2 protein-coding genes are annotated in these 3,010 nt (G+C 73.0%); both read left to right on the forward strand.

All coding sequences use genetic code 11. The annotated features are described in order from the left end of the window. The first annotated feature begins 455 nt into the window (after window positions 1–455). Window positions 456–1,139, forward strand: a complete 684-nt coding sequence (locus FNQ90_RS18015) for a response regulator (RefSeq protein ID WP_143623160.1) — start codon at window positions 456–458, stop codon at window positions 1,137–1,139. Between the two features lie 211 nt (window positions 1,140–1,350). Continuing rightward, window positions 1,351–3,010, forward strand: a 1,660-nt coding sequence (locus FNQ90_RS18020) for a sensor histidine kinase (protein WP_228471358.1), incomplete at its 3' end; no start/stop codon positions are given.

The raw sequence follows: 3,010 nt of genomic DNA on the forward strand, positions 1-3,010 counted from the left end.
CCCCCGAACCGTCCGACGTCCGGCCGATCGCCTCCCCCGAAGCGAGCGTCAGATGTGTCGGACGGGGGTGCCCGGTGACGCGACGACCCCCCGACCGTCCCGCCGACCCGGGTGTCCCCTCACACCGGCCGGCACCGCGCGGGGTGTGCGGGCGCGACGTGTCGACTGCGGTGGTGGTGCGGTGCAGTGCGTTCATCGCGCTCCCCCTCGTGGTGCGGACCGGTGTTCGTTCGTTGGGGAATACACTGCCGGGCCAGTTTCATCGGGGGGTCCGCCGTCTGTCACAGCGGTGTCACAGCGCACGCGTGTGCGGTCCGGAGCCGATCGGGGTCCGCCGCCGCCCCACGGCGTTCCCGGTCTCCCCTCCGCTCCCGAGCCCCCGGGATCCGCGTTTTCGACGGAACCCGACGCAGGGCGGTCGAACTCCGACACGCCCATGGGACACAATGACCGGCGTGGCTTTCCTGTTGCTGATCGAGGACGACGAGGCGGTGCGCACCGCCCTGGAGATGGGGCTGACCCGCCAGGGTCACCGTGTGATCACCGCGCCCAGCGGCGAGGAGGGATTGAAGCTGCTGCGCGAGCAGCGGCCGGACCTCATCGTGCTGGACGTCATGCTGCCCGGCATCGACGGCTTCGAGGTGTGCCGACGCATCCGCCGAACCGATCAGCTGCCGATCATCCTGCTGACCGCTCGCAGCGACGACATCGACGTCGTGGTGGGCCTGGAGTCCGGCGCCGACGACTACGTGGTCAAGCCGGTGCAGGGCAGGGTGCTGGACGCCCGCATCCGGGCGGTGATGCGGCGCGGGGAGCGGGAGGCGAACGACGCGGCGACCTTCGGCGCCATCGTCATCGACCGGGCCGCCATGACCGTCACGAAGAACGGCGAGGACCTCCAGCTCACCCCGACGGAACTGCGGCTGCTGCTGGAGCTGAGCAGGCGCCCGGGGCAGGCCCTCTCCCGCCAGCAGTTGCTGCGCCTGGTGTGGGAACACGACTATCTCGGTGACTCCCGCCTGGTGGACGCCTGCGTGCAGCGGCTGCGGGCGAAGGTGGAGGACGTGCCGTCCTCCCCGAAACTGATCCGCACGGTGCGGGGCGTCGGCTACCGGCTGGACTCACCGCAGCCGCAGTGAACGGGCCGGCGGGACACCGCGGCCGGCAGGGCGGCGCACGGGGTGCGCCGGATGAACGGGGCGAACGGGGAATCCGGTGGAGCACGACACGGACGGGGACGGCCGGGGCGCCGGGGCGGCGACCGAAGGGGCCGGGACCGACACCGGCCCGACCCCGGCGGCGGAGGGCGTCGCGCGGCGACGCCGTCGGCTCGCCGAGCACTTCACCAGCCTGCGTTTCCGGCTGATCACCGTCTTCGCCCTGGTCGCGCTCACCACCGCCGTCTCGGTCTCCGGCATCGCCTACTGGCTGAACCGGGACGCCGTGCTCACCAGGGCCCAGAACTCGGCGCTGGCCGACTTCCGCAAGTCGCTGGGCGACCGGGCCGGAGCCCTGCCCGAGTCCCCCACCTGCCACATGCTGCGGACCTCCGCCGCCGAGATGGCCGGGGACTCGCCCGGCTACCAGGTGGTGCTGGTGCTGGAGGAGGACGAGACCTCCGACGCGGAGCGCTGCGTCGAGGAGTCCGACCCCCGGGCGTTCACGATGGATCTGGTGCCGGCCTCGCTGATCGAGGCCGTGCACACCGAGCGGTCGGACCCGGCCGGTCCGCCGGGGACCGGTGGGGGGGCGAACACCGGTGTCACCACCGGTACGGGTGACGCCACGGGGGAGAGCCCGGGGGCGGACCCCAGCCACCACCTCTACTGGCAGCGGGTGGTCCACGACGGCGACCCGTATCTGGTGGCCGGTGCCCGGGTCATGGAGGACGGTCCCACCGGCTACATGCTCTCCTCGCTGGCACCCGAGCGGGACGACCTGAACTCCCTGGCCTGGTCCCTGGGGATCGCCACCACGCTGGCCCTGGTCGCCTCGGTGTTGCTCGCGCAGGCGGCGGCCGGAACCGTCCTGCGACCCGTGCAGCGGCTCAACAGCGCCGCGCGCGAGCTGGGCGAGGGCCGGTTGAGCACCCGGCTCCCGGTGAACGGCACGGACGAACTGGCGGAGCTGACCCGCACCTTCAACGGCACCGCCCGGGCGCTGGAGGAACGGGTGGCCGACCTGCGCGCCCGGGAGGCGGCCAGTCGTCGGTTCGTGGCGGACATGTCGCACGAACTGCGGACCCCGATGACCGCGATCACCGCCGTGACCGAGGTGCTGGAGGACGAGGTGGACAACCTCGACCCGATGATCGCGCCCGCCGTGCAACTGGTGGTGAGCGAGACCCGCCGGCTCAACAACCTGGTGGAGAACCTGATGGAGGTGACCCGCTTCGACGCGGGTACCGCCCGCATGGTGCTGGACGACGTGGACATCGCCGACCAGGTGACCGCCTGCATCGACGCCCGGGCCTGGCTGGACGCGGTGGACCTGCGGGCCGAGCGCGGGGTGACCGCGCGGCTGGATCCGCGTCGGCTGGACGTGATCCTCGCCAACCTCATCGGCAACGCGCTCAAGCACGGGGGCTCCCCGGTGCGGGTCACCGTGCGGGAGGAGAGCTGCGACGAGCGACCGGCCGGGGCGACGGCGTCGGACACCGACGGCTCCCCCACCGATTCCCCGGCCGCCGCCGGCACCGATGGGGTCGACCCCGCGACGGAGCCGGCGGTGGGCGTGCCCGCTCCGCGCGACGGGCGGCGGATCGAGCGGACGGGGCGGCGGGGCGGCACCGCCGACGTGGTGGTCATAGAGGTGGCCGACCGCGGGCCCGGTATCCCCGAGGAGGTGCTCCCGCACGTATTCGACCGTTTCTACAAGGCCAGCGCCTCGCGACCGCGTTCGGAGGGCAGCGGCCTGGGACTGTCGATCGCCCTGGAGAACGCCCACCTGCACGGCGGCCGGATCAGCGCCGCCAATCGCCCGGAGGGCGGCGCGGTCTTCACCCTCAGGC

Source organism: Streptomyces alkaliphilus (genome assembly GCF_014141535.1).
Classification (GTDB): Bacteria; Actinomycetota; Actinomycetes; order Streptomycetales; family Streptomycetaceae; genus Streptomyces; species Streptomyces alkaliphilus.